Source organism: Pseudomonas sp. FW300-N1A1, assembly GCF_058789115.1.
In genome coordinates, this window is sequence record NZ_JBYTBK010000001.1 from 242628 (window position 1) to 267811 (window position 25184).

The 25184-nt window shown below is 59.4% G+C and carries 28 protein-coding genes and 2 tRNA genes; 14 read left to right on the forward strand and 16 right to left on the reverse strand.

Going from position 1 to position 25184, the window contains the following annotated elements; translation table 11 throughout:
- Positions 1–9: 9 nt before the first annotated feature.
- Positions 10–258 (reverse strand): hypothetical protein, encoded by a 249-nt coding sequence (locus AC3WQN_RS01205; RefSeq protein WP_019689854.1) that lies wholly within the window; start codon positions 256–258, stop codon positions 10–12.
- Positions 259–427: 169 nt separating this feature from the next.
- Here AC3WQN_RS01205 and AC3WQN_RS01210 point away from each other — a divergent pair, with 169 nt between their 5' ends.
- Entirely contained in the window at positions 428–766 is a 339-nt protein-coding gene (locus AC3WQN_RS01210) for a hypothetical protein (protein WP_103401452.1), read from the forward strand.
- A gap of 28 nt (positions 767–794) precedes the next feature.
- On the opposite strand, the gene AC3WQN_RS01215 is transcribed toward AC3WQN_RS01210, so the two are convergent.
- Positions 795–1223, reverse strand: a complete 429-nt coding sequence (locus AC3WQN_RS01215) for a GNAT family N-acetyltransferase (RefSeq protein WP_095079316.1) — start codon at positions 1221–1223, stop codon at positions 795–797.
- 300 nt (positions 1224–1523) lie between these two features.
- Between AC3WQN_RS01215 and AC3WQN_RS01220 the strand changes: the two genes are divergently transcribed.
- On the forward strand, positions 1524–1715 hold the full coding sequence (locus AC3WQN_RS01220) for an SPOR domain-containing protein (RefSeq protein ID WP_103401453.1): 192 nt from the start codon (positions 1524–1526) through the stop codon (positions 1713–1715).
- Positions 1716–1765: 50 nt separating this feature from the next.
- Here AC3WQN_RS01220 and AC3WQN_RS01225 read toward each other — a convergent pair whose 3' ends face one another.
- The 5 genes from AC3WQN_RS01225 to AC3WQN_RS01245 form a co-directional block, all read right to left on the reverse strand.
- On the reverse strand, positions 1766–1972 hold the full coding sequence (locus AC3WQN_RS01225; protein ID WP_095079319.1) for a hypothetical protein: 207 nt from the start codon (positions 1970–1972) through the stop codon (positions 1766–1768).
- Between the two features lie 122 nt (positions 1973–2094).
- Positions 2095–2808 carry an SOS response-associated peptidase family protein gene (locus AC3WQN_RS01230; RefSeq protein WP_103401454.1) on the reverse strand — a complete coding sequence of 238 codons (714 nt, stop codon included), beginning with the start codon at positions 2806–2808 and terminating at the stop codon, positions 2095–2097.
- Positions 2809–2878: 70 nt separating this feature from the next.
- Complete coding sequence (locus AC3WQN_RS01235; protein WP_103401455.1) at positions 2879–3724, reverse strand: lipopolysaccharide kinase InaA family protein; 846 nt, start codon at positions 3722–3724, stop codon at positions 2879–2881.
- Positions 3725–3979: 255 nt separating this feature from the next.
- Complete coding sequence (locus AC3WQN_RS01240) at positions 3980–4726, reverse strand: hypothetical protein (RefSeq protein WP_103401456.1); 747 nt, start codon at positions 4724–4726, stop codon at positions 3980–3982.
- Positions 4727–5067: 341 nt separating this feature from the next.
- Positions 5068–5155, reverse strand: a tRNA-Ser gene (locus AC3WQN_RS01245).
- A gap of 124 nt (positions 5156–5279) precedes the next feature.
- Here AC3WQN_RS01245 and AC3WQN_RS01250 point away from each other — a divergent pair.
- Positions 5280–5951 carry a Bax inhibitor-1/YccA family protein gene (locus AC3WQN_RS01250; protein WP_095079332.1) on the forward strand — a complete coding sequence of 224 codons (672 nt, stop codon included), beginning with the start codon at positions 5280–5282 and terminating at the stop codon, positions 5949–5951.
- Between the two features lie 64 nt (positions 5952–6015).
- On the opposite strand, the gene AC3WQN_RS01255 is transcribed toward AC3WQN_RS01250, so the two are convergent.
- Both AC3WQN_RS01255 and AC3WQN_RS01260 read right to left on the reverse strand, forming a co-directional pair.
- Positions 6016–6345: a YceK/YidQ family lipoprotein gene (locus AC3WQN_RS01255; RefSeq protein WP_103401457.1), complete on the reverse strand. Its 330-nt coding sequence runs from the start codon at positions 6343–6345 to the stop codon at positions 6016–6018.
- 57 nt (positions 6346–6402) lie between these two features.
- Entirely contained in the window at positions 6403–6840 is a 438-nt protein-coding gene (locus tag AC3WQN_RS01260) for an Lrp/AsnC family transcriptional regulator (protein ID WP_095079335.1), read from the reverse strand.
- A 132-nt stretch (positions 6841–6972) separates the two neighbouring features.
- Here AC3WQN_RS01260 and AC3WQN_RS01265 point away from each other — a divergent pair, with 132 nt between their 5' ends.
- Positions 6973–7866: a DMT family transporter gene (locus AC3WQN_RS01265; RefSeq protein WP_103401458.1), complete on the forward strand. Its 894-nt coding sequence runs from the start codon at positions 6973–6975 to the stop codon at positions 7864–7866.
- A 7-nt stretch (positions 7867–7873) separates the two neighbouring features.
- Here the strand turns inward: AC3WQN_RS01265 and AC3WQN_RS01270 are convergent, their stop codons facing one another.
- Both AC3WQN_RS01270 and AC3WQN_RS01275 read right to left on the reverse strand, forming a co-directional pair.
- Positions 7874–8920 carry an FUSC family protein gene (locus AC3WQN_RS01270; protein WP_103401459.1) on the reverse strand — a complete coding sequence of 349 codons (1047 nt, stop codon included), beginning with the start codon at positions 8918–8920 and terminating at the stop codon, positions 7874–7876.
- A gap of 63 nt (positions 8921–8983) precedes the next feature.
- Positions 8984–10609: an NADP-dependent glyceraldehyde-3-phosphate dehydrogenase gene (locus tag AC3WQN_RS01275; protein ID WP_103401460.1), complete on the reverse strand. Its 1626-nt coding sequence runs from the start codon at positions 10607–10609 to the stop codon at positions 8984–8986.
- A gap of 372 nt (positions 10610–10981) precedes the next feature.
- Here AC3WQN_RS01275 and AC3WQN_RS01280 point away from each other — a divergent pair, with 372 nt between their 5' ends.
- The 3 genes from AC3WQN_RS01280 to AC3WQN_RS01290 all read left to right on the forward strand — a co-directional run bounded on the left by AC3WQN_RS01280 (position 10982) and on the right by AC3WQN_RS01290 (position 14080).
- Positions 10982–11383, forward strand: coding sequence for a c-type cytochrome (locus AC3WQN_RS01280; RefSeq protein WP_103401461.1), 402 nt, complete (start codon positions 10982–10984; stop codon positions 11381–11383).
- Between the two features lie 73 nt (positions 11384–11456).
- On the forward strand, positions 11457–12797 hold the full coding sequence (locus tag AC3WQN_RS01285) for a D-arabinono-1,4-lactone oxidase (RefSeq protein ID WP_371918528.1): 1341 nt from the start codon (positions 11457–11459) through the stop codon (positions 12795–12797).
- Between the two features lie 74 nt (positions 12798–12871).
- Positions 12872–14080: a DSD1 family PLP-dependent enzyme gene (locus AC3WQN_RS01290; RefSeq protein ID WP_178081931.1), complete on the forward strand. Its 1209-nt coding sequence runs from the start codon at positions 12872–12874 to the stop codon at positions 14078–14080.
- Positions 14081–14134: 54 nt separating this feature from the next.
- Here the strand turns inward: AC3WQN_RS01290 and AC3WQN_RS01295 are convergent, their stop codons facing one another.
- A complete protein-coding gene (locus tag AC3WQN_RS01295) occupies positions 14135–15418 on the reverse strand; it encodes an NAD(P)/FAD-dependent oxidoreductase (RefSeq protein ID WP_103401464.1) in 1284 nt (427 codons plus the stop codon).
- A gap of 183 nt (positions 15419–15601) precedes the next feature.
- On the opposite strand from AC3WQN_RS01295, the gene AC3WQN_RS01300 reads away from it, so the two are divergent.
- Together AC3WQN_RS01300 and AC3WQN_RS01305 are read left to right on the forward strand one after the other, a co-directional pair.
- Positions 15602–15678: transfer RNA gene (locus tag AC3WQN_RS01300), tRNA-Val, on the forward strand.
- A 1157-nt stretch (positions 15679–16835) separates the two neighbouring features.
- Positions 16836–17291, forward strand: coding sequence for a DUF2214 family protein (locus tag AC3WQN_RS01305; protein WP_103401196.1), 456 nt, complete (start codon positions 16836–16838; stop codon positions 17289–17291).
- A gap of 81 nt (positions 17292–17372) precedes the next feature.
- Here the strand turns inward: AC3WQN_RS01305 and csrA are convergent, their stop codons facing one another.
- Positions 17373–17567 carry a carbon storage regulator CsrA gene (csrA, locus tag AC3WQN_RS01310; protein ID WP_007938114.1) on the reverse strand — a complete coding sequence of 65 codons (195 nt, stop codon included), beginning with the start codon at positions 17565–17567 and terminating at the stop codon, positions 17373–17375.
- A 249-nt stretch (positions 17568–17816) separates the two neighbouring features.
- Between csrA and AC3WQN_RS01315 the strand changes: the two genes are divergently transcribed.
- On the forward strand, positions 17817–18182 hold the full coding sequence (locus AC3WQN_RS01315; protein WP_103401225.1) for an SPOR domain-containing protein: 366 nt from the start codon (positions 17817–17819) through the stop codon (positions 18180–18182).
- A gap of 102 nt (positions 18183–18284) precedes the next feature.
- Here the strand turns inward: AC3WQN_RS01315 and AC3WQN_RS01320 are convergent, their stop codons facing one another.
- The 3 genes from AC3WQN_RS01320 to AC3WQN_RS01330 all read right to left on the reverse strand — a co-directional run bounded on the left by AC3WQN_RS01320 (position 18285) and on the right by AC3WQN_RS01330 (position 20550).
- A complete protein-coding gene (locus AC3WQN_RS01320) occupies positions 18285–18974 on the reverse strand; it encodes an endonuclease (RefSeq protein ID WP_103401197.1) in 690 nt (229 codons plus the stop codon).
- Between the two features lie 4 nt (positions 18975–18978).
- The gene (locus AC3WQN_RS01325; protein WP_103401198.1) at positions 18979–19281 is read right to left on the reverse strand and encodes a DUF1654 domain-containing protein; all 303 of its coding nucleotides are present in this window, start codon (positions 19279–19281) and stop codon (positions 18979–18981) included.
- Positions 19282–19461: 180 nt separating this feature from the next.
- Positions 19462–20550: an asparaginase gene (locus AC3WQN_RS01330; protein WP_103401199.1), complete on the reverse strand. Its 1089-nt coding sequence runs from the start codon at positions 20548–20550 to the stop codon at positions 19462–19464.
- 347 nt (positions 20551–20897) lie between these two features.
- Between AC3WQN_RS01330 and AC3WQN_RS01335 the strand changes: the two genes are divergently transcribed.
- The 4 genes from AC3WQN_RS01335 to AC3WQN_RS01350 all read left to right on the forward strand — a co-directional run bounded on the left by AC3WQN_RS01335 (position 20898) and on the right by AC3WQN_RS01350 (position 25183).
- Positions 20898–21353, forward strand: a complete 456-nt coding sequence (locus AC3WQN_RS01335) for a hypothetical protein (RefSeq protein ID WP_103401200.1) — start codon at positions 20898–20900, stop codon at positions 21351–21353.
- A 288-nt stretch (positions 21354–21641) separates the two neighbouring features.
- Positions 21642–22598, forward strand: coding sequence for a sugar ABC transporter substrate-binding protein (locus AC3WQN_RS01340; RefSeq protein WP_103401201.1), 957 nt, complete (start codon positions 21642–21644; stop codon positions 22596–22598).
- 57 nt (positions 22599–22655) lie between these two features.
- The gene (locus tag AC3WQN_RS01345) at positions 22656–24209 is read left to right on the forward strand and encodes a sugar ABC transporter ATP-binding protein (protein ID WP_103401202.1); all 1554 of its coding nucleotides are present in this window, start codon (positions 22656–22658) and stop codon (positions 24207–24209) included.
- Positions 24206–25183 (forward strand): ABC transporter permease, encoded by a 978-nt coding sequence (locus AC3WQN_RS01350; RefSeq protein ID WP_103401203.1) that lies wholly within the window; start codon positions 24206–24208, stop codon positions 25181–25183. Before AC3WQN_RS01345 ends, AC3WQN_RS01350 begins: the two co-directional genes overlap by 4 nt.
- The last annotated feature ends 1 nt before the right edge of the window (position 25184 follow it).

The following is a 25184-nucleotide window of genomic DNA, read 5'->3' on the forward strand; positions in this document are numbered from 1 at the left end:
TGACGGGCGTCAGGAGGTTTTCTTCTTGTTGGCCTTGGCCTCGGCGGCCAGGCATTCCAGTGCAAACTGCTCGGTGTAGGTCATCTGGATCGGAGTGGTTTCGCCTTTGACGGTGCGTTCGCCGTCAAGGATGTAGCGAATGCGTTTATCGGTCACGCCAATGCGCTTGGCAATCCAGGAAGGGGTCTGGCCGATCTGGCTGATCAGTTTGTCAGCATAGTCGGTGGACGGTTTGTAGAACTCGGCATTGGGGGTCATTGGCTTTCCAGAGCAGGGTAGGCGGCGCTAGGCACCGATTATGGCGCGATAGGGTGCGCGCATTGCTGCGGTCTGTCGCGTCCTATCTGCAGTAAAGCAGAGCGGCGTCGTTTCGGGTCAATGACAGGCGGTGATACAGTCTGCGTTTTTCGAGTCTTGAGGAAGCACAATGCGGATTTTGATGGTGGCGCTGGCCAGTGTGATGCTGGCCGGTTGCGCGGGATCGACCATGAAGGATGCTCGCTCCCAGAGCCCCTACAAGACGCTGGCCTCGAACAAGGCTGATCTGGTGGTGGCCCAGTGCGTGCAGTTTGCCTGGCAGGACGAGGCGGTGTTCGGCGTGGATGCCAGCGGTTACCTGCAACCCGGCGAAGCCGGCGGCTTTACGGTCTACACCCGTTCGGCCGAGTCCTTCATCGATGTGCAAGGCGGCACGCTGAAGTACTACGCCCTTGAAGACAACTGGGTGGCCAAGCGCCGACTCGCGGCGATGGCCACCTGTTTGTGACGTGTCGAGGGGCCGGGTGTCTTGCCCCTCACCCATCCAGGCGTTTCTGAAAGAAGAAGCGCTTGCTGCCTCGCGGGTAGTCGGCTATTTGCCCAACCTCGCTGAACCCCATCTTCCTGTAGAACCCCGGCGCCTGGAATTCGAAGGTGTCGAGGTACATTCCGATGCATCGGAGTTCCCGCGCCTGCTCCTCGGCCATCTGCATCAACCTGGCCCCCAAGCCCTGGCCACGCGCCTGCTCGGGCACGGACAGTAGATCGATAAACATCCACTGGTAAAACAGACGGGCATAGAGCCCACCGAGCACTTCATTGCTCTGCTCATCCCGAACCAGAAAGGCAATTTCCTGGTAGTGGCCCTCGCCGGCGTTGGCGATGTTGTAGGCGCGCAGCGGGTTGAGAATGGCCTGGCGTTCTTCGGGCGTGGGCTCCAGCGATAATTCAATGCGCAATGTCATTGGCGACGTCCTGGTGTCGGTGAGGGGAGTGGGGCAGATTACCTTGTGAGCCTCGCAGTGATGAAGGCAATTTTTGCAGCGCCAGGCCGGGCGCTTTTCCAGGGGCAAAAAAAGACCCGCCGGGAGGGGCGGGCCAAATGTTCCTTGAATGAGACGCGCATGACTATAAGCGCAGGGCCCAGGACGCACAGTGAAAGATCTTTCATGCGGCCGTGGCGGGCCGTTCGACCAATGGCGCTCGCTTCGGGTGGGTCCGGGTGTAAGTTGACGTCGGGCTGATCGACTTCAATGGAGGTGGCTATGAGTGATTCGATGCTGAACAAAATGCACATGAACGGCTACGAACTGGTGAGCGTCAAGGGTGGCCCCTGGCGGGTCTGCACCCAGCGTGACCGGTTAGGTTCTTTCAGTTCTCGCGAGGAGGCCCTGGCATTCGCCGCATCATTACCGGCTTACAAGCCCCGTGCCTCGCGGGCGACCAATACCCAGTGAGGTGAACCCGGGAGCCCGCGCAGGGCGGGCTCTTTGGGTCAAGGCCCAGGTCAAGGATTGGCGCTTTGCGGCGGTACGGTCTTGCGTCGATCCGCGCCGTTGGGATTGCCGGTATTGAGCAGCCTTCGCTCCACCAGCACATTTTCAAGGGCCAGGCGGTCGGCCGGGGCCAGTTGGTGAGCTCTTTCCTTGAGTTCGAGCAGAATCGGGCTGGACCACATTCGATAGGTCCGCTCGGCGGATTGATTCGGGTTCATCTTCGTCTCCCAGACTAGATGTGCTTGGATATGGCAGGGTCCTTGTGCACCGCAAAAATCCTAGTCGACAAAACCCCGTATCGCCAGCCGCCGGCCATGCACTTTGTCGGGAAACCATGCCTTCAACCGTTGCCCTTGTGATCCCCACGCAACACTTTGCCGATGGGGTTGAGCAGGTCCGGCTGCTGGTTCCTGACATTGCCGATGGCATTGTCGACCTTGAACCACTCAAAGGCTTCGGCGGGCTCCCCTTGGTGCAACAGCATCTGGTGGGCGAGCTCCTTGGGCATGGCCAGATTGAGCCATTCGCGGGCCAGTTCGGGGGATAGGGCCACGGGCCGCCGGTCATGCAGGTCGACCATGCCCCCGACGCTGTCGGCGGTGATGATCACGAAACCGTCACCGGCTTTCGGGTCCCTGCCTCCGGCCGGGTACTGGCCGATAGCGGCGCACAGAATCGGTGCCCGGTCGCGGCGGCGAACCAGGTAGGGTTGTTTGCTTGGGCCGCCTTCGTAGACCCACTCGAACCAGTTGTCGATGGGGGCGATGGCGCGGTGCGGCCAGATCTCCCGGAAGAACGGACCATGGGCAACTTTCTCGACCCTGGCGTTGACCGGGATGGAATGCTCTCTGGACCAGTGCGGTTGCCAGCCCCAGCGCACCCGATCGGCGTGCAAGGTTTCACCTTCCAGGTGCAGCAGCGCAACCTGGGTCGTGGGGGCGACGTTGTACTGCGCCAGTGCCTCGTCACCCACGGTGTTGACCAAGGCATTGGGCATGCCCAGCGTCGCGACGAAGTCGTGAATACCCCGGTACTGTGAAAGTCTTCCGCACATGGGAAAGCCCTCCCTTCCAGTTTTCAGCTTAGCCCAGTGGGGCAGCGAAAAAGTACCGGCATGCTCGCTCTCAGCTCAAATCCAGGACGCCCTCAAGGAAAATGCGCCGACGCTCCTTGCGACCGATTTTCGTGTGCTTGCTGGCCTGGTAAAACCGCTTGAAGTTTTCCAGGTTGACGTTTTCGTATTGGCCGAGTGCTTCTTCGACCCATTCATCGTATTGGGCTTCGGTGACAAAGCGATAAATCTCTCGGTGATAGAAAAAGCCGAACTGGAATCCCAGTGTCTCGCTTGGGTAATGGGGTTTGCGATGAAAGCAATTCTCCAGGTCGATGCCCTTGGCAGGCAGATCCCCGCTTTCACACAGCATGAGATTGGCTGCCCAGAAGTCCATATGAGTAATGTGACTCTCATTCAGGGATCGCAACAGGGCGAAGGACTTCTTGATCAAGCGTTCAATCTGTGTCGGATTGCGTTCAAGCCATTGAAGGCCATCGGTATGGCCCTCGAGCATATGGGTAATGATGAAGAACTCTTCAACCAGTCCCAGGCGCGACTTCTTGTAGCCGTAGCCAATCAGCGGGGCGACATTCGCGCCGCGATCATTGGCTTCGACCGTGTTCAGGAACTCTTCGACAGGCCAGTCAAAGTCACCGCTACGCTTGGGCTTGCCCAGCGTCACTCGAATCCTGGACTTGATGTTATCCAGCGCCTGCGTTTTGGCAAACACAGACGCGCCGGCGCTGGTGACCGCAGCGCTCAGCCTTTTGATGTTCGATTGGCGTCGATGATTGAGCAGTCCGAACAGTGCCTGGGACAGGCTGGTGGAGGGTGTGTGGTCGAGGTGTATGGTTGAGCGCAGATCCTTGATGGTGCATGGAAATTTGCGGTCAATCTGATGCTTGCTGAGGGCCACTGCCACATCCGTAATATCATATTGCAATCAGTGAAATTTAACACTATTTCACATTTTTTTACAGTTTCCCAAGGGGCGACTGCACACCGATAGGAGGTGTGGAAACGCCTTTGGTTCCGGGGGTGACCTCGAGAACGCAAACGGCCTGATAAGCGGGCTATTGACTCCTTAGCCCCTTTGTCGGGGCTAATGAGCGATTCTTTTTGTCGTTTCGGTCAGGTAAGGGCATCAGCCATTGAAGGCTTGAAGGCACCATTAAAACGCAAGACCGATTTTGACGCCGTACTCATCCCGGGTCTGCTGGTCATAATCGGTCTCCTCGAATTGACCATCCAGCTCATATTTGAAGCGGTTGTAGTAGAGGGAGGCTACAAGGGGATACGTCCCTTGCTGATTGAACAGATAGCTCAGTTCGACAAAAGGATTGGTTGTGTCCTTCAGATCGGAAGTCTCGTTGTTGACGTCATGGATTTCGAGCTCTGATTCACCATTCATGATCTTTCGAACGCCCACCTCAAGGCGCAGGGTTGTCTGGCTGAATTGATGGTTGTAGCCAGCCGCCGCTTTAATGAACGGTGTGCGGCTGGTGAGATCAATGTCGTACTTGTTATAGCCCGGATCGAAGCGATTCCATTTGTATCCTCCGCCCAGGAGAACATCGATAAAATTGCGCTCATCCAGCGCAACCCTCCAGCCAAAGTCCAAGTCGAACTGGCCATCCTTTACTCTCTGACCATCTTTTTCAGAGTACTGCCCGCTGATTTCACCGTGATAAACAAGACCGGTCCGAGCAGTCATTTTGTTGCCGTAGTTGAGAAACAATCCTCCTTCCGGCATTCGATCGATGTCAGTGTTTGCAGGGCCTTTGAATTCGAGTTCGCTGTAGCTTCCCAGAACGCCGAAAACAAGGAGAGGGTCGGTAGGAGGTGCGGCACTTGAGAGTGTCGGTGTGGTTCCCGCGAGGAAGGTCGTGACAACAGCAGCAAAATTGGTCCTATTCATCAGAACTCCATGAGCGTGCCGCCGGTCCGTCGTGGACCGATCAATTACAACGATAGTCGGTTTTTTTCAAGAGCTGGATCGCTTGTCGAGAAGGGCTGGCCAGGAGGGTGGCTTTTGGCCCTTATTGCCTCGTTTTTGTCAGGTTTGATGTGAGGGTGGGGGGGCGGTTGGCAGGAACTCAAAGAAGGGGGGCGAGAGAGAGGCTGGCTCTGTCCGGGTTTTCTGGCGAGAGTTGTGAAAATCGCCGAATAGATACTGAAGCGATCGGTGGGGAGCGGTAAGAAAGTCCAACCCCCAGAAACGAAAAAGCCCTGAATAATCAGGGCTCTAACGTACAAATATGGCGGAGGCGATGGGATTCGAACTCATGGACCTGTTACAGTCGACGGTTTTCAAGACCGTTGCCTTAAACCACTCGGCCACACCTCCGTATTGCGTTGCGGGCGCCATAATACCTGAATGAAACACACTGTCAAACTCTCTGCATCGCTTGTTACAGGGCGTCTGCTATGATCTTTGCCACTGAACGTTTCAAACCTACAGGAGTGTCGCCATGCGCGAACAGGATTACGCAGTCAACAACAGCGTGCAGGCCGAGCAGCTAGAGGTTAGCCGCGTCCTGCGCAACACTTATGGCTTACTCGCCCTGACGCTGGCATTCAGCGGTGTCATGGCCTACGTCGCGCAGCAGATGCGCGTTGGCTACCCGAACATTTTTGTGGTGCTGATCGGCTTCTATGGTCTGTTCTTCCTGACCAACAAGCTTCGTGATTCGGCCTGGGGCCTGGTGTCGGCGTTCGCCCTGACCGGTTTCATGGGCTTCCTGCTCGGCCCGATTCTCAACCGCTACCTGGGCATGCAGGGTGGTGCTGAAGTTGTCAGTTCCGCGTTCGCCATGACCGCGCTGGTATTCGGTGGCCTGTCGGCCTATGTGCTGATCACCCGCAAGGACATGAGCTTCCTCGGTGGTTTCATTACCGCTGGCTTCTTCGTGCTGCTGGGGGCAACGCTGGCGAGCTTCTTCTTCCAGATCAGCGGGCTGCAACTGGCAATCAGCGCGGGCTTCGTGCTGTTTTCTTCGGTCTGCATCCTGTTCCAGACCAGCGCCATCATTCATGGCGGCGAGCGTAACTACATCATGGCGACCATCAGCCTGTATGTATCGATCTACAACCTGTTCATCAGCTTGTTGCAGCTGTTCGGCATCATGAGCCGCGATGACTGATCGCCGCCCTTGAACCAGAAAACCCGCTTCGGCGGGTTTTTTTTTGTCTCTGATTCGGGAGTGGTCACTCGGTCACGATGATGCTGCCGTCAGCGTGTTGCCGGTAGACGGTGTAGGGCAGCAGCGCGGTGTCCAGAACACCGGAAATGAGCGCGTCTATCAATACGATAATCGTGCCGTTGTCATGTTTTTGCTCGTCGATGCCTTCCCTCAGGGGGGCGTACAGGGTACAGAAGTCGTAGGTGACGCCACTGTAGATCCGTGGCACGGCGCCGCAGTAACTTTTCTGCTCCTTGAGGCTCTTTGCTGCCACCTCGTCGCTGCGTACAACCGTCTGAAGGGTGCCGCATCCTGCGAGCAGCAATGCTGTCAGGGCCATTGCTTGTGTTTTCATACCGTCAATCCTTCGCCGGAAAACCCCCAATCTATCCGCTTTGCGTCAAAACAGCACTCAGGCCATCGGCGGCAGCCGGCGCTTGACCGGTGTCTTCTTGACGATGGCGGTGTTGGTCTCGGCGTAGCTGTTCAGGCGGTCGAGCAGGGTGTCCAGCTGTTCCATCGAGCGCACGTGCAAGCGTGCGATGAAGCAGTCATCGCCGGTGACCTTGTCGCATTCGGTGAACTCGGCAATGGCCTGGATTTGCCGTTCGACATTCTGCAGCTGGCCGGGCAGCGGGCGGATGCGCACGATCGCTTGCAGCTGATAGCCAAAACACTTGGGGTCGATCTCGACGGTGTAACCCTTGAGCACACCACGTTCTTCAAGCCGGCGCAGGCGCTCGGCGACGCTGGGTGACGACAGGCCGCTGATCTGTGCCAGGGCCTTGAGCGAGCGTCGTGAGTCTTCCATGAGGGCAGCGATCAGCAGTTGGTCAATGTCGTCAGTCATACCCGCCCCGTTAGGCAAATGCGCGTATCTGCCTTGGTAATAAAGGTGAATTTACAGTTTAGCCTGCATTTGGCCATGGAGAGTGGCCGGGGAGGATTGGCATACTTTGGGCTCACCTTGAGGAGCCTGATCATGGATAACACCTTACGTCGCGGCACGCTGGAAATGACCGCCGCCATGCTGATTTCCGGAACCATCGGATGGTTCGTGCTGGTTTCCGGCCAGCCTGTGCTGGACGTGGTGTTCTGGCGCTGCGTGTTCGGCGCGGGAACCTTGCTGCTGATTTGCGCAGGGTTCGGCTTTTTGCGCCCCGGTATTCTCAGCCGTACCACCTTCTTGCTCGCCGTGCTCAGCGGAGTGGCCATTGTCGGTAACTGGGTGTTGTTGTTTGCCTCCTATTCCAGGGCGTCGATTGCCATCGGCACGGCGGTCTACAACGTGCAGCCGTTCATGCTGGTGGGGTTGGCGGCGCTGTTCCTCGGCGAGAAAATCACCGCGCAAAAGCTGTTCTGGCTGGGGGTTTCGTTTCTTGGGATGCTGGCGATCGTCAGCGCCCATGGCGAGCAGGGCGAAAGCGGGAGCGAGTACCTGTTGGGGATTGGCCTGGCACTGGGGGCCGCGCTGCTGTACGCCTTTGCTGCGCTGATCATCAAGCGCCTGACCGGCACGCCACCCCATTTGATTGCGCTGATTCAGGTCTGTACCGGTGTACTGTTGCTGGCGCCGTGGGCCAACCTGTCGGCATTGCCACAACAGCCAGGTGCCTGGGCCAGCCTGTTGACCCTGGGTATCGTGCACACCGGGGTGATGTACGTGCTGCTGTACGGGGCGATTCAAAAGCTGCCGACCGCAATGACCGGTGCCCTGTCGTTTATTTATCCGATCGCGGCGATCTTCGTCGACTGGCTGGCCTTCGGTCATCAACTTGAGCTGCTGCAATGGATTGGCGTGATCGCGATTCTGGCGGCCGCTGCCGGTATGCAACAGGGCTGGGGCAGTGGGGTGCGCAAGGCCGTGACGCAATGACCGGGCCTCAAATCTTCCAGTGCGGTGCGGTCTTCACCAGGCGTTGGCTCATGTCGCTCAGATTGGCGGCCAGTTGCCGGGTCAGCAACCGGTAGCCGTCCAGGGCGCTGTACACCGGTTCGTCCATGGCGGTTGGCGCGACCGGTTCATCAAGGGTGCGCTCCAGGCGCTGGGTAGTACCGGATTGCAAGGCGCGGGCCATGCCGATCAGCATCCGTCGTATCTGTCGGTGCTCGGCTTTCAACACCCCTTGCAGTTGCGCCATGGCCTGCGCATCGCGGGCGTCGGGCCGGGTATTGGCGAGGATTTCCAGGGTGCTGATGCACATCCGCAGGTTGCGTTGCAGGCCATCGAGTTCCGTCATGGATATCCGCACTTCCTTGGACACCGAGGGCATCAGTGAGCGCAGTTGCACCATCACGCCATTGAGACGGCCCAACAGCTTGAGGTAGTGGTCGTCCGTCACCGACTGGCCGCTGACGATCCGGCTGTAGATGCTGGCGCAGTCACGCAGTGCGCTGGCGAGTTTGTAGCGCCAGGAATAGACCGCGTACAGCGGCAGGGCGAAGGAAAATGCCAGGGCCAGGGCAATGCCGATCAGTATGTCGACGGTACGCCACAGGCCATCGGTAATCGGGTTGTCGCCATGGCCGGCGACGATGAATACGGTGATCGCCGACAGCAGGGCGGTATAACCGCCCTTGCCGATGGCATGGTAGGAGAAGAATCCGCAGACCACCGACATGCCGAAATAGGTCAGCCACGGCAAGCCGAGCCAGGCGTGCTGCACCACCAGCAGCAAGCCCACGCCAGCCCCGATAAGGGTGCCATAGGCCCGCTCGGCGGCCTTCTTGCCGATATTGCCGTGGTGTTGCAGGCCGCCGATCACCACCAGCATGGTCACCGACGCCCATTCGCCGTGGGGCAGGTTGATCCCCGTGGTCAGCAGGATGGTCGCCAGCAGCCCCAGCGATACCCGAACGGCGTGGATGACCCGGGCGTTGCGGTAGCGCCGGTACGGGTCCAGGACCGGGCGTAGCAGGCGCCGCAGCAACGGTGACACTCGGGATGATCGAAAGGTCGTCATCGGGTTGGCAGATTTCCCTCGGCGCTGATGTCAGAAAATGTAGTCGGTGGTCAGGAAACTCGACTCCCGGCCGCGAATGATGTCGCTGATCAACGCTTTGTTGCTCTCCTGGAATTTGGTCGCCACCAGCGTACGAATCGAAAAAGTGCGCAGGGCATCGTGTACCGACAGCGTGCCTTCGGCCGAATTCTTGCGCCCGTTGAACGGAAAGGTGTCCGGGCCGCGCTGGCACTGGGCGTTGATGTTGATCCGCCCGACCTGGTTGGCGAAGGTATCGACCAGTCGCCCGACCTCGGCGGCATCGGTGCCGAACAGGCTCAACTGCTGACCGAAGTCTGACTCAAGCACGTAGTCGATCACCGTATCCAGGTCACGATAAGGCACGATCGGCACCACCGGGCCGAACTGTTCTTCCTGGTACACGCGCATGTCCGTGGTGACCGGGTACAGCACTGCCGGATAGAAGAACGAACCGCGTGCCTGGCCGCCGTTGGCATTCACCACGTTGGCGCCTTTTCTGACCGCGTCGTCCACCAGGCCGTGCAGGTAATCGACCTTGCCCGACTCCGGCAGCGGGGTCAGCGATACGCCGCTTTCCCATGGCATGCCGGGTTTGAGGGCGGCGAGTTTCTGGTTGAATTTCTCGATAAAGCGGTCGACCACATCTTCGTGCACGAAGAGGATTTTCAGCGCGGTGCAGCGCTGGCCATTGAACGACAGCGAGCCGGTGACGGCTTCGTTGACGGCGTTGTCCAGGTCAACCTGGGGCAGCACGATGCCGGGGTTCTTCGCGTCCAGCCCTAATGCTGCGCGCAGGCGATGGGGTCTGGGATGAAGCTTTTTCAGGTCGCTGGCGGCCTTGTTGGTGCCGATGAAGGCAAAGATGTCGATCTTGCCGCTGGCCATCAGGGCACTGACGGTCTCACGGCCGCTGCCGTAGATCACGTTGATCACGCCGGCCGGGAAGCTGTCGCGGAACGCTTCCAGCAACGGACGAATCAGTAGCACGCCGAGCTTGGCCGGTTTGAACACTACGGTGTTGCCCATGATCAGTGCCGGGATCAGCGTGGTGAAGGTCTCGTTCAGCGGATAGTTGTAAGGCCCCATGCACAAGGCAACGCCCAGCGGTACCCGGCGGATCTGGCCCAGGGTGTCCTGTTCCAGTTCAAAACGGCTGGAACGACGATCGAGTTCCTTGAGGGCATTGATGGTGTCGACGATGTAGTCGCAGGTGCGGTCGAACTCTTTTTCCGAGTCCTTGAGGTTCTTGCCGATCTCCCACATCAACAGTTTGACCACGGCCTCGCGCTGTTCGCGCATGCGCCCGAGGAAGGCTTCGACATGCTGGATACGTTCCGCGACGCGCATGGTGGGCCAACTGCCCTGGCCGCGGTCGTAGGCGCGGACGGCGGCGTCGAGGGCGGTGAGCGCGGTCTCGGCATCCAGCAGCGGAGTGCTGCCCAGGATCACTTGTTCATCCTGCTGCTCGCCGGCCAGGTACACCGGGCTGCGGACCACCGCCAGGGGACCGTTCCAGGTTTTCAACTGGCCTTCGACGAGGTACTCGCGTTGCTCAAGCGGCTCGCCCGGGCGGTATGGCTCCGGGATCTCGGCGGCAGTGGGAAACAACGTACTGAGGAGGTGTTCGGTGCTCATGAGGCTACCCCGTATTGGCTGTGTGCAAGGCGGCTTGAAGACGCTCGGTTGTCAGGCGGCTTGCAGTCAAGAATGTGCTCTATGGGTTATACGCCTTAACGGCAGGTTTTTTTAACTGAAAACGTCCGGCGAAGGGCAGAACAGAGGGGTTGAGGTGTGGTGTGTTGTCGCAAGCGTAGACGAATCTTCCGGCGGTCGTAGCGTGGTGCGGGTGCTTTGCTGCCTGTCTGTGGCCATACGCGTGGCCTCGAAAGTCCCCCTTGCTGACCCTCAATGACCTCAACCAGCCATGATGGCTGGCATAGAGTTCAGCGGTGTGTAATGACAACCAGAATGCGCCGGGCAATAGGCGCTGTACCCGTGGGGAACGCTATGTGGGCAACGATTCGATTCGGGCGGCGGTTAACTGATCCCGGTGGTGTGTGCCGGAGGGCCGTGTTGCTGGTGGTGCTTGGCGCGTTGGGTGGCTGTGGCGATAAACCTGAAAGCAACGCCTCGCGCACGGAAGCGGCCAGTGCCATGCCGGTCGATGCCGGTTTGGCGCGTACCTACGACACCAGTTGCAAGTTGTGCCATGCCAACCCGGCCTCGGGTGCGCCGCTGACGGGCGACCTGCCAGCCTGGCAACCCCGTATCGCGCAAGGTGTGGACACCTTGCTGGACCACACCATCAACGGTCACAACGGCATGCCGCCGATGGGGATGTGCATGCAATGCTCCGAAAGCGAGTTCCTGGCACTGATCGGTTTCATGTCTGGCCAACCACTCCAATAACAATCACAAGGTGGGATTGATGACCATGCACCTCACACGACGTCAGCTTCTGCAACGGGCCAGCCTTGCAGGCATGCTGGGCGCCTTGGGCAGCCACCCAGTGATGGCCGAACTGATGCGCGCGCCGCGAGTGATTCCCTGGCGCAATTGGTCGGGTGCCCAGAGCTGCCTGCCCGAGGCACGGCTGGCGCCCAGGAACCTGGACGAACTGGCCGGGGTCATCGCCAAGGCCACCGGCAAGGTGCGCCCGGTGGGCTCTGCCCATTCGTTCAGCGCGTTGGTGCCCACCGACGGCACGCTGCTGTCGCTGAGCAACTTCACCGGGTTACTGGGCGATGATCCGAACACCCTGCAGGCCGAGTTTGGTGCCGGCACACCGATGTCGCGTATGGGCCCGGCATTGAAGGACGTCGGCCAGGCGCTCACCAACATGGCAGACATCGACTACCAGACGCTGGCCGGGGCGATCGCCACCTCGACCCATGGCACCGGGAAGCACTTCCAGTCTTACTCCGGCTGCGTGACGGGCGTGCAGTTGGTGACGGCCCGGGGTGAGGTGCTCGATTGCGACAGCACCCGCAACAGCGAGGTATTCAAGGCCGCTCGCGTGTCATTGGGGGCACTGGGTGTCGTCACCAAGGTGCGCATGCAGAACCGCCAGGCCTATCGTCTGCGGGAGCACCAGTGGATTGCCAAGACCGAAGAGCTGTTGGAGGACGTGGAAAAGAACGCCCGGGAGAACCAGCACTGGGAGATGCTGGTGGTGACTCATTCCGACTACGCGCTGTCGATGACCCTCAACGAAACCGTTGACCCGGCGACACCGCCCATCAGCGCCGAGGAGGAGGGTGGCAACGAATTCGTCAACCTGATCGAGAAGTTCGACAAATACGTCAGCGACTTTCCTGACGCCCGCCGCATGCTACTCAATAACATGCGGCATATCGCCAGTTTCGATGACCGGGTGGGCGACTCCTTCGACATCTATGCCAACGTGCGTACCGTGCGTTTCAACGAAATGGAATACTCGGTGCCCGCCGAACATGGTCCGGCGTGCCTGCGCGAGATCATCAAGCTGATCACCGACAAGGACCTGCGCACCTGGTTTCCGATTGAGTACCGTTACGTCAAGGCCGATGACATCGCCTTGAGCATGTTCGAGGGGCGTGACAGCTGTTCGATCTCGGTCCACCAGCACTACCAGATGGATCATCACAATTTCTTCGCTGCCATCGAACCGATTTTCTGGAAGTACGCGGGTCGGCCGCACTGGGGCAAGCTGCACACCTTGAACGCGCGCAATCTGCAAGCGCTGTACCCGCGCTGGCAGGAGTTTCGTCAGGTGCGCCAGCAGCTCGACCCGGGCGGCAAGTTCTTGAACGCCCATTTGTCGTCCATTTTGGGAGTCAACTGATGGCCATCAATCGCCGGAATTTCCTGGGAGGTGTGGTGGGCGTCGGCGCGTTGCTGGCGGGTGTCGGTGCGCTATTGCGACCCGGTGACCGTGGCGGCCCATACAGCGATTACTTTCGCGCTTTAAACCGGGAACTGCAGCGCAACGGCCCGATGCGCCCGTTGCTGCTGATTGACCTGGATCGGCTCGACCACAACATCGAGGTAGTGATGCAGTCGGTCAAGCGCGGCGGCAAACAGCTGCGTCTGGTGGAGAAATCCCTGCCGTCGCCGGAGTTGCTGGCCTACATCAGCCAGCGCGCGGGCACGCAACGATTGATGTCGTTTCATCAGCCCTTTCTCAATCATGACGCGCAGCGGTTTCCCGGGGCCGACATCCTGCTGGGCAAGCCTTTACCGGTTCGCTCGGCCGAGCTTTTCTATCGCTCGCACAAAGGTCCGTTCGACCCGGCGCGGCAGTTGCAGTGGCTGCTCGACACGCCCGAGCACATGCAGCAATACCTGGCACTGGCCCAAGGGCTGGGGACGCGGTTGCGGGTGAACATTGAACTGGACGTCGGCCTGCATCGCGGTGGTGTGGCGGACACTGCCACGTTGGGGCAAATGCTCGGGTTGATCCGCGCTAATGCGCAGCATCTGGAATTTGCCGGCTTCATGGGTTACGACCCCTTTGTCGGCATGGGGGTGCCAGGCATTCTGGGAACGGCGGACGAGCTGTTCGCCAAGGTCATGACGCGCTACAACGGCTACGTGAACTTCACCCGGCAGCAGTTCCCGGGGCTTTGGCATGACGGCTTGACGCTCAACACCGCCGGCAGCCCGAGTTACCGCATGCATGAGCGTGAGTCGCTGAGCAGCGAAGTGTCGGTAGGCACCGCGATGCTCAAGCCCACCCATTACGATTTGCCGTCACTGGCCGAGCATCTACCGGCAGCCTACATCGCCACCCCGGTCGTGAAGCGCACCGGTGCCGTGCAGATACCGGTACTGGACGGTAAGTCGCGGCTGTTTTCCTGGTGGGACACCAACCAGCGCGAGACTTATTTCATCTATGGCGGCAACTGGATGGCCGAGTTCGAGTCGCCGCCTGGTTTGCAGAGCAACGGCCTCTATGGCCGCAGTTCCAACCAGGAGATGGTCAATGGTTCGGTGGCGGTCGGGTTGGCGGTGGATGACCAGGTGTTTCTGCGCCCGACCCAGACCGAATCGGTGTTGCTGCAGTTTGGCGACCTGGTCGCGATGCGGGGCGGAAAGATCGTCGACACCTGGCCCGTCTACTCCTGATCCCCGGAGCATTGCGTCGGTGCCGGTTGGGCGGCACCGACTTATAGAGGAGGGTCAGAAGTCGAACTTGTCCCGCAGGCCGTAGTACCAGGCGCCCAGTGCCGCGAAAGGCGTGCGCAGTAGCTGGCCGCCGGGGAAGGGGTAGTGTGGCAGTTCGGCAAAGGCATCAAAGCGCTCGGCCTGACCGCGCAGGGCTTCGGCCAGGACTTTGCCGGCCAGGTGGGTGTAGGTGACGCCGTGGCCGCTGCAACCCTGGGAGTAGTAGATGTTGTCGCCCAAGCGTCCGACTTGTGGCAAACGCGACAATGTCAGCAGGAAGTTTCCGGTCCAGGCGTAGTCGATTTTCACGTCCTTGAGCTCAGGGAAGGCCTTGAGCATCTTCGGTCGAATGATGGCTTCGATGTTGGCCGGATCGCGCGCGCCATACACCACGCCACCGCCGAAGATCAGGCGCCTGTCCCCAGAGAGACGGTAGTAGTCGAGCAGGTAGTTACAGTCTTCGACGCAGTAGTCTTGTGGCAACAGGCGCTTGGCGAGTTCTTCGCTCAAGGGCTCGGTGGTGATCACTTGAGTGCCGCACGGCATCGACTTGGCGGCGAGTTCCGGAACCAGGTTGCCCAGGTAGGCGTTGCCGGCCACGATCACGAATTTGGCCCGTACCTTGCCTTCGGCGGTATGCACCACCGGGTTGGCGCCGCGTTCGATACGTAGGGCGGGTGACTGCTCATACAGGGTGCCGCCCAGCGACTCGACGGCGGCGGCTTCACCCAGCGCCAGGTTGAGTGGGTGGATGTGGCCGCCGCTCATGTCGAGCATGCCGCCGACATACTGTTCACAGGCCACGACTTCACGGATGCGGTGCTGGTCCAGCAACTCAAGCTGCGTGTGGCCGTAGCGCTCCCACAGACGCTTCTGTGATTCCAGGTGACCCATCTGCTTGCCGGTGAGGGCCGCGAATACGCCGCCATCCTTCAGGTCGCACTGGATCTGGGACTTGGCCACGCGCTCTCGAATGATCTTGCCGCCTTCGAATGCCATTTGCCCAAGCAGTTGCGCCTGCTTGGGGCCGACACTGCGTTCAATGACATCGATGTCGCGGCTGTAGCTGTTAACGATCTGCCCGCCATTGCGCCCCGAAGCACCAAAACCAACCCTGGCCGCTTCCAGGACCGTCACCCGAAACCCGTTCTCCAGCAGGAACAGAGCGCTGGACAGGCCGGTATAGCCGGCGCCAATGACGCAGACATCCGTCTCCACATCACCCTGTAGCGACGGACGCGACGGGGCGGCGTTGGCCGACGCGGCGTAATAGGACTCCGGATAGGGAATGTGCGCCATCCTGCAACCTCTGTTTAATATATTTTACGATTAGCTCGATCCTACCTGAGTTAAAAATCCACTGCCAGCCACCCGAATGGCTTCTTTGCGGGGCCAAAATTAAATATTTTGCATATTCATAGGCTTAGGTGAAAAAAAGGTGTTGACACCCCTCCGGAATTCCGTAGAATGCCGCCTCACAGCAGGCACGTAGCTCAGTTGGTTAGAGCACCACCTTGACATGGTGGGGGTCGTTGGTTCGAGTCCAATCGCGCCTACCAAACAAAATCCGCTCTGCTGGGCGGTCTAGAAGGGCTCACCGAAAGGTGGGCCCTTTTTTGTTGTCTGCGATTTGCAAAGCCTCCACTCAAAAATACCCGCTCGACGCTCACCCCCTCAGTTACTCGACTTTCTTTCTGTCGTGTCCCTCCAGATAGCGCTTCGTCATCGTCTCGTCCGCATGCCTCTATATTGCTGAGGAAATCTCTACCGTTCGCACGGCCATGTCTCGGCGCAGGGCCTTTGGCGTGCGCTGGAGCAGGTACGGCGGCAAAGGCGGTGATCACAGTCACTTAGTGACGACCTCGCGTAACGCAGCGTGTGATGAATGGGCGCTTGACGAGATGTACAGGCCGTCAGTCCTCATCATCTCGCAAATGGCGGTACCAGCCGTACAGTGCAAGGCCGAGGATTATGACTAAAGCGACCAGGATGAGGATGGCTAGATAACGCATGCCGCCTCGCTCGTATCGGGTCTGGTGTATGGCGGTTGGCAGGGCTCACATCAAGCCTCGCCTTTCTGCTCAAGCCTGCAGGTCGACGCTGAGTACCCTTGAGTGTATTCGCGTCTGTAGCAACCGGCTTCGCATGCCGATGTGTGTCCGAGACAATGAGCTGTGCACGGCAAGCGAGCAATGCTGCCTGCCTCTTCGGTCAGTGTTTGCCTGGCAGGAGCGCAGAGGGTGAGTCGATCTGGGGGCGTGATCGAATTTTGGGGTCGAGGGGGAGGGGCGGCTCCAGTTCGGCCTCGTCATTTTTCAGGTGTCGATACCAGCCGGCCATTGATCCGCAAAAGATGATGAGGGCTGCCGCTGCACAGGTGATCAATAGATAGTGCATTCAATCTCTCGCCTCAGGCGTTGTTTTTATTGTTCTGATAAAACTGGAGATTTTGTAATGGGGTGGAGCTCTATCTGTCCCTGATACTACGCCGCTTTCAAGGTCCGGCAAGCGCTCGGCTTCAGGGGTTTCACAATGAGTCCGGGTTTTGGCATGACAGGCATCAGTCTAGCCGGCTTGCCGGTTTTTGCCTGTCCAGGCAGGTGCGTTCCAGCGTACTGGGTTGCATTGTTTGATGGGGAGGGGGCAGGCGAATCCTGGTGATGTGGGCTACTACTGACGGGGCAAATTTCTGTTGCTCTGAATGGAGGGCATATCGATGCGGGTTCACTGGTTTCTGGCGGCGGTCCATCTTCTGGCCTATGGCCTTGCGCTCTGGGCGGTGTTGGCGCGGGGAGCGGCTTTTCGTCGAGTCACCCCGGAGGGTGACGGTGCCCGACATGTATTGCTGGCCGATAATGTCTGGGGTATATCAGCGCTCATTCTGTTGATCACGGGAGGGATGCGTGCTTTTGGCGGTTATGAGAAAGGTACGGATTACTATCTGCACCAGCCGTTGTTCCACCTGAAGCTGACGCTGTTCATCCTGATTCTGCTGCTGGAGATCGCACCCATGGTGGCGTTGATCAAATGGCGAATCGCACTGGGCCGCAACAGGCCGATCGATGCAGGGCGCACGCGGCTGTTTGCCCGTATCAGTCATATCGAGGCGTTGTTGATTGTGCTGATGGTCGTGGCCGCGACGGGTATGGCTCGCGCAGTGACGTTTGGCTGACGGGGGCAGGTTGGAGGGAGGTGCATAATCTTTAGCCAGCCATGGCGGTAAAGCAGGCTGGCTACTGATTGCAGTTGCGGCTCAGGGCGTCTGCGGTTTGTCCGGAGCTGTCAGGCCGGCCTGGATGCGCTGGTAGATTTCTTCTCGATGCACCGCGACGTCTTTCGGGGCATTGATGCCAATTCTGACCTGCTGGCCGCTAACGCCCAGTATGGTGATCGTAATGTCGTCACCGATGTTTATGCTTTCACCGACTTTGCGGGTGAGTATCAGCATGATCTTCTCCTTGATAGCTTGTTAGGGCACCTGACTCAAACGATGCGGATGTCGGTGATACCTATAGATTAGTGCGAAGTGTTGCGGTTTGGGTGCTTCTTTCTGACGTGCAGACGCGGCATTAATTCCCGGGGTGCGACTATACAGAGGCGGCAACCATCATTCTCGTTGTTTTATGCCCTGTTTGCTTGGGTTGCGAGGCATTTTTGAGTGATAAAATCTCCGTTTTGGCATTCCGAGGGGAAAACTGTGGGCAAAATGATATGGATGATCGCGGTAGTGGCGCTGGTCGGGTGTGGCCAGCAAGCCGCAGAGGAGCCGAAAAAGTCTCGGGCCCCCTTCATTTCTGCACCGGCAGCGGCCGCTGCGCCGCAATGGGATGTCCTGGTTCAAGGTCAGACTGTTCAAGCTGTCAGTGATCTCACCGGCTGGTTGATCGAGCATAGCTTTGTTTCCAGCGTCGTCACGCAGGAAGGCAAACAGCGAGTGCTGGTGGGGCCTTTCAATTCAAGGGCTGAAGCTGAGGCCAGGCAGGCTGACGTCACAGCCGCCCTGATCAAGGCGAAGAAGCAGAACATCGAGGCGCTGGTCGTCGAGCACCCGATCGCTCAGTGACCCCCTCCTGAAGGGCGGTATTGTCGTCCGTCTTTGCGTGGGGTGACGGTGCCCGGCCCTGAAACAGCGTTGCGCCTGTTTCAGGGTCGGGCGGGTGAGTTGTCAGCCACAGCGCTTCATGTCGACAGGCCCGACGAACTCGTTGGCGCGCCCCATGACACATGCCACCGTCTGGTTGCGTTGCTGCTCCCAGGCCTGCACCGGGTAGGTCTTGTTCCAGGCTTCGTACAGTTGCCGGTCCTGTTTGGACAGGCGTAAACCATACTGCTTGCTCATGTAGAAGTAGGTGCGGGCGATCATGCCGCGAATGGAGGGGCGGGGCATGACTTTCTTTGACTTGAAATCGACTTGCGTCAGGCACGAGCCGTACTGGCCGGTCTGCACGGGTAGCCAGCCAAAGCTGAAGTTGCTGCGGTCCCCGTTCACCTCGCCAATGCTGGGAACCAGGTTGTGCAGGTCGGCCTCTGCACGCTGGTAGGCCGGGTCGTAGCGGGTACAGTTCTTGCGCCCGCCCTCTTGCCAGCACTGGCGCTGGTGGCCGATATGCCAGGCTGGAACAATGTGCTCCCATTCTATGCGTGCCGCACGGCTGGCGTTTTTGCGCGGTACGTAGCCGCAGGCTTTCAGGTCCACCCGATTGCCCGTGTACTTGCAACCACAGTAGAACTCCGTGGATTGCGGGGCATAGAGCTTCCAGGCGACCTTCTTGGCCTCGTTAAAGGTGCGTGGCGCCTGCGCGTGAGCGCTGGCCGCCACGAAGAGCAACAACAAGGCAAAACAACGAACACTCATTGACTCAGTCTTCCTTCGGCACGACCCAGAAAATCTGTACGCCGCCATCGTCGCGATACGCGAGGGTGACGTTGTCGTTCTCGGCGATCTCCTCAAGCAGGCGTTCCCATTCCTCGGCCGGCTCATCGGGGAGGCGGAAGATCAGGGCGGCCTTGGCTTTTTGGGCGGTCGGGGAATTGATGATTTTTTGAACGCGCAAACCGAGTCGTTCGTAGGAGCCAAGAGGGTTGGTTGTTGCTGAGGAGGTCGTGGCCACGGGATAGTCCTTATTAAGCTGTACGTGCATACAGTATTTAACTGTAGGCATTTTCGCAACTGCTTAAAATTCAAGAAGATCCTCTGACAGCGAGTTTTTCCGTTTGGTGCAAATCGGGTGCAGGTTTTCTGTCGAAATGACGAAGGAGGGGGCAAGCGAGGCAGGATCACTCGCCCGGGCGGGCGAGTGAAGAGGGTGAGCGTCCGACCGGATCAGGCCGGACGCAATCACTCAGTACTCCCAGAACATCCGTTGCAGCTCTTTGCTGTCGGAGGTCTTGGTCAGAGCGACCATGGCCAGGATGCGGGCTTTTTGCGGATTCAGGTCGTGAGCAACTACCCAGTCGTACTTGTCGTCTGGCTGTTCGGCGTTGCGCAGGACAAAACCGCCGGCATTGACGTGGGAAGAGCGAATGATCTGCACGCCATCCTTGTGCAAGGCTTGCAGGGTTGGAACGACGCGCGACGACACAGAACCATTGCCGGTACCGGCATGGATGATGGCTTTGGCGCCAGACTGGGCCAGGGCCTTGTAGGCGGTATCGCTTACGTTACCGTAGGAGTAGGCGATTTCGACGGCAGGCAGGCTCTTGATGTTTTTGATGTCGAATTCCGAATCCATGGTGTGGCGCTTGGCCGGCTGGCGGAACCAGTAGGATTTGCCTTCGACCACCATGCCCAGCGGGCCCCAGGCGCTCTTGAACGCTTCGGTCTTGATATTGACCGTTTTGCTGACATCACGACCCGACTGAATCTCGTCGTTCATGGTGACCAGCACGCCTTTGCCCCGAGCGTCTTTGCTGCCAGCAACAGCCACGGCGTTGTACAGGTTGAGCATGCCGTCGGCCGACATGGCGGTGCCTGGACGCATCGAGCCGACAACGATGATTGGCTTGTCGGTTTTTTCCACCAGGTTCAGGAAGTAGGCCGTCTCTTCCAGGGTGTCGGTGCCGTGGGTGATGACGATGCCATCGACGTCCTTGCTGTCGGCCAGTTCGGCCACGCGACGACCCAGTTGCAGCAGGTTTTCGTTGGTGATGCTCTCGGAGGCGATTTGCATCACTTGTTCGCCGCGAACGTTGGCCAATTGGCTCAGTTCAGGGACGCCGGCGATCAATTGTTCGATCCCGACCTTGGCGGCCTGGTAGGTAGCGCTGTTGGCAGCGCTGGCGCCAGCGCCGGCAATGGTGCCGCCGGTGGCGAGGATCACCACGTTGGCCAGCTTTTGTTTGTTTTCCACTTCTTTTGCTTGCAGTGCGGTCGGCAGGAGCAGCAGGAGGGCCAAAGCGCCCGGAACAAAGGTCTTGAAAGCAGATTTCATTATTTTCTCTCTTGGTGATGACGGTGCGTCTGCAGGTTCATCCAGATACGCCCCCAGGCCGATCTGAATGCCGGGGGCCGTCTGTAAGAGCAGGATCTGTACCATTCGTCGCCGAGTATGAAATATCTTTTAACGTATTGATATATATAGAATTAATTTTGTTTTAAGAGGGCGATGAAGAAGGTCGGTGTCCGGGATCCCGACTATGCGGTGCATTCGTGTTCGGATCACCGAAAATTCCTACAGTGCGCGTCGACTTATCTTGCATTTGTGGCGGGGCATCAGGGTTAAAGAAAACCTCATGTTGGCCGATGCTCGTTGAAGGATTATTTTTCCAAGGAGCTTTTATGACGGGTTCGATCGGTTTCCCATCAGGTGGCGCGATCACCTTTAACGGTAAACCCCTGGTGGTGGTCGAGGCGCTCGGCAAGGCAACCGCGGACGCCGCAGGCGAAGCGCTCGGTACGACGGAGGAGGGGGCTGGCAAGACAGTGCCCGGCGCGCAATTGCAGGCGGACCAGCGTGCGGGTGCAAGCGAAAGCCAAGGCAGCGGCAATGTGGTGGTCGAGACGTTGCTCAAGCGCATGAAAGAGTTGCAGGAACTGTTGCAGCAGCAACAGGAGCAACTGGCGGCTGCACAGGCAGCGTCCTACCCCACGCCGGAACAAAAAGCGACCGTCGTGGTGGGGGTCCAGGCTCGGATCGCCACCACCAGCGCAGCGTTGCAGCAAGTATCGGCGGCGTTGCTCAAGGAGTTGAGCTCGGGTTCAAGTGTAGGTTCGCAGGTCAACACCAGCGCCTGACTCCGCGAGCGGTGCGCGTCAGTGAGGCCGTCTTCATTGAGGCGTATCGTGCGGCGCGTGCGCCACCCTGTAACCTGCGGGCGGGCTCACAGCGGACCTGTCAGTCGTTGACAAATACCCGCAGGGTTCTCATAGTTCGGCCTACGCAAACGTTTGCGCGACCTGCCAGCGCTCAGGTTCAATGGGCTCGGCACCCCTCGTTCTCGCCCATTGAGGCACGGGTGAGCGGGTTTCAAGCGTACGCACTGCAAGCGTTGCTCACAATAATCATAAGATCGGAGTGAACCCATGAAGCTGCCATTCGCTGGACGTCTTCTCGCTGTCGCTATGCTGGCTGCCGCCTCCACCGCATTGCCCCTTTCTTCGGCTTTCGCCCAAACCCCTGAAAAACCCAAGGTCGCACTGGTCATGAAATCCCTGGCCAACGAATTCTTCCTGACCATGGAAGATGGTGCCAAGGCTTACCAGAAAGAACACCCCGCCGATTTCGACCTGGTCTCCAACGGGATCAAGGACGAAACCGACACCGCCAACCAGATTCGCATTGTCGAGCAGATGATCGTTTCCAGGGTCAATGCGCTGGTGATCGCGCCCGCTGATTCGAAAGCGATGGTGCCGGTCATCAAGAAGGCCGTCGATGCCGGTATCACGGTCATCAACATCGATAACCAGCTCGATCCGGATGTGCTCAAAAGCAAAAACATCAGTGTGCCCTTCGTCGGTCCTGACAACCGCAAGGGCGCGCGCCTGGTGGGTGAGTACCTGGCCAGGCAACTGAAGGCCGGCGACGAAGTCGGCATCATCGAAGGTGTTTCCACCACCACCAATGCCCAGGCCCGTACCGCAGGCTTCAAGGATGCGATGGAGGCCGCGCAGATCAAGGTGGTGTCGCTGCAATCCGGCGACTGGGAAATCAACAAAGGCAACCAGGTTGCCTCCTCGATGCTCAGTGAATACCCGCAACTCAAGGCGCTGCTGGCGGGTAACGACAGCATGGCCGTCGGCGCTGTTTCGGCGGTGCGTGCGGCGGGCAAGGCAGGCAAGGTGCAAGTGGTCGGCTACGACAACATCAATGCTATCAAGCCAATGCTCAAGGATGGCCGTGTGCTCGCCACCGCCGACCAGTTCGCGGCCAGGCAGGCGGTGTTTGGCATCGAGACCGCACTGAAAATACTCAAGGGCGAACAAGTCGACAGCGGCACCCACGGTATTATCGAAACGCCGGTTGAGCTGGTCACCCAATAATCATTCTGACAGTACAAAGGCGCTCGCCCGTCCGGGCGAGCCCATGGAGCGTTACTTATGTCAGCAAGTGCCCCGAGCGCAGTCCTTTCGGTCAGCGGTATCGGCAAGACGTATGCGCAACCGGTGTTGAGCGGCATTGATCTGTCGCTGATGCGCGGCGAAGTGCTGGCGCTGACCGGTGAGAACGGTGCTGGTAAAAGCACGCTGTCGAAAATCATCGGTGGGCTGGTCGAGCCGACCACTGGCCAGATGCAATTCCAGGGAAGCGATTACCGTCCCGCCAGTCGGGCCCAGGCGGAACAGCTGGGTATTCGCATGGTCATGCAGGAACTCAATCTGCTGCCAACCTTGTCGGTCGCGGAAAACCTGTTTCTCGACAATCTGCCCGGCAGGGCGGGATGGATCAATCGCAAGCAATTGCGCAAGGCCGCGATCGAAGCCATGGCCCATGTTGGTCTCGACGGGATCGATCCGGACACGCTGGTGGGCGAGCTGGGGATTGGCCATCAACAAATGGTCGAGATTGCCCGCAACCTGATCGGCGATTGCCATGTGCTGATTCTCGACGAGCCGACGGCGATGCTGACCGCCCGTGAAGTCGAGATGCTGTTTGAACAAATCACCCGCCTGCAGGCTCGCGGCGTGGCGATCATCTACATTTCCCATCGCCTGGAAGAGCTGGCGAGGGTGGCCCAGCGCATTGCGGTGTTGCGTGACGGTAACCTGGTCTGTGTCGAGCCCATGGCGGATTACAACAGCGAGCAACTGGTCAACCTGATGGTGGGGCGCGAGCTGGGAGAGCACATTGACCTGGGCCCGCGGACGATAGGTGCACCCGCCTTGACCGTCAAAGGCCTGAGCCGCTCAGGCAAGGTCCGCGATGTGTCGTTCGAGGTACGCAGCGGTGAGATTTTCGGGATTTCCGGCTTGATCGGGGCCGGGCGCACGGAGCTGCTACGGCTGATTTTCGGCGCGGATGCGGCGGACAGTGGCACGGTGGCGCTGGGTTCGCCGGCGCGGGTCGTGAACATTCGCTCGCCTGCCGACGCGGTTGGCCACGGGATCGCGCTGATTACCGAGGATCGCAAAGGCGAGGGGTTGCTGTTGACTCAGTCGATCAGCGCCAACATTGCCTTGGGCAACATGCCGGGCATTTCCAGGGGCGGTATCGTCAACGCGGGTGACGAGGCGGCGCTGGCCCAGCGTCAGATCGACGCCATGCGCATTCGCAGCTCCAGCCCCGGGCAGTTGGTCAGCGAGTTGTCGGGCGGTAATCAGCAGAAGGTCGTGATCGGTCGCTGGCTTGAGCGCGAGTGTTCGGTGTTGTTGTTCGACGAGCCGACTCGCGGTATCGATGTGGGCGCCAAGTTCGATATTTACGCATTGCTCGCAGCGCTGACGCGCCAGGGCAAGGCGCTGGTGGTGGTCTCCAGTGACCTGCGCGAGCTGATGCTGATTTGCGACCGTATTGGTGTGCTGTCCGACGGGCGCCTGATCGACACCTTCGAGCGCGACAGCTGGACCCAGGATGACTTGCTTGCCGCTGCGTTTGCCGGCTACCAACAACGTGATGCGTTGCTCAATGAAGCAGCGCCAAGGAATTTCCCATGACAACTGCACTGTCCGCCGGCAACCGTAGCGGCAACTTTTACGGCCTCGGAACTTACCTGGGGCTGGCCGGTGCCCTGCTGGCGATGATTGCGCTGTTCTCGGTCCTGAGCAGCCATTTTCTTTCCTACGACACCTTCAGCACCCTGGCCAACCAGATCCCGGACCTGATGGTGCTGGCGGTCGGCATGACCTTCATCCTGATCATCGGCGGCATCGACCTGTCGGTGGGTTCTGTTCTGGCCCTGGCGGCATCGACTGTCAGCGTGGCGATTCTCGGCTGGGGCTGGAGCGTCCTCCCGGCAGCGCTGCTGGGCATGGCGGCGGCGGCATTGGCCGGGACCCTTACCGGCTCGATCACCGTGGCCTGGCGCATTCCCTCGTTCATTGTGTCGCTCGGGGTGCTGGAAATGGCCCGTGGTGTTGCCTACCAGATGACCGGCTCGCGCACGGCCTACATCGGCGATGCCTTCGCCTGGTTGTCCAACCCGATCGCCTTTGGCATTTCGCCCTCGTTCATGATTGCGCTGATGATCATCTTCATCGCCCAGGCAGTGTTGACCCGCACCGTGTTTGGTCGTTACCTGATCGGGATCGGCACCAACGAAGAAGCCGTGCGATTGGCGGGCATCAATCCCAAGCCCTACAAGATTCTGGTATTCAGCCTGATGGGCTTGCTGGCCGGTGTCGCTGCGTTGTTCCAGATCTCGCGCCTGGAAGCGGCGGACCCGAATGCCGGTTCCGGCCTGGAGCTGCAAGTCATCGCTGCGGTGGTGATCGGTGGCACCAGCCTGATGGGCGGTCGCGGTTCAGTGATCAGCACCTTCTTCGGTGTCCTGATCATCTCCGTACTGGCGGCGGGGCTGGCGCAAATCGGTGCAACGGAGCCCACCAAGCGCATTATCACCGGTGCGGTCATCGTGGTCGCGGTGGTGCTGGACACCTACCGCAGCCGCCGCGCAAGTCGACGGAGCTGAG